Raw genomic sequence first — 472 nt, 5'->3', positions numbered from 1 at the left:
ATATATTTTCACTTTGATAGCATGAATAAGCATGGACTATCAGACCGAAAATAAGGTTTCTGACTGGGGCTGTTCCGTTTAGCCACGAGCCTTACAAGGCTCGTGAGCGTTAAGAACGGGGCAGACACAGGAAGAAAGGGAACGCCTTTAGGCGTTCGTAAAGGGCGTATATGTAACACCGCCCTGCGCATACATGTCATAGTACCTAGAAACTGTGATAAATAAAGGAAAAAACACAATTTTTACCCCGCAAAAAACGGGACATACGAAAGGAGTAATGCACTATAACTACACACAAAAATTTATCCGTTAAGATTGATTACATCAGCATTGTATTTGATACTGCAACCGCAGAAGATGTCATCATGCACATTTTAGGTTTACCGACTGATATTTTCAATGTCTATCCGGCAAGCATTAAATACAAAACCTATCAAGCACGCTGGCAGATTGGAGATATTTATGTATCGGG

The 472-nt window shown here is 40.7% G+C and carries 1 pseudogene; it reads left to right on the top strand.

Going from position 1 to position 472, the window contains the following annotated elements:
- Positions 1 to 314: 314 nt before the first annotated feature.
- Positions 315 to 472: pseudogene (locus LI162_RS15645) on the top strand (replication initiation factor domain-containing protein); the annotation flags it as partial.

Source organism: Mediterraneibacter sp. 210702-DFI.3.120, from assembly GCF_020561005.1.
GTDB classification, from domain to species: domain Bacteria; phylum Bacillota; class Clostridia; order Lachnospirales; family Lachnospiraceae; genus Mediterraneibacter; species Mediterraneibacter faecis.
This window is presented reverse-complemented; position numbering and strand designations above follow the sequence as displayed.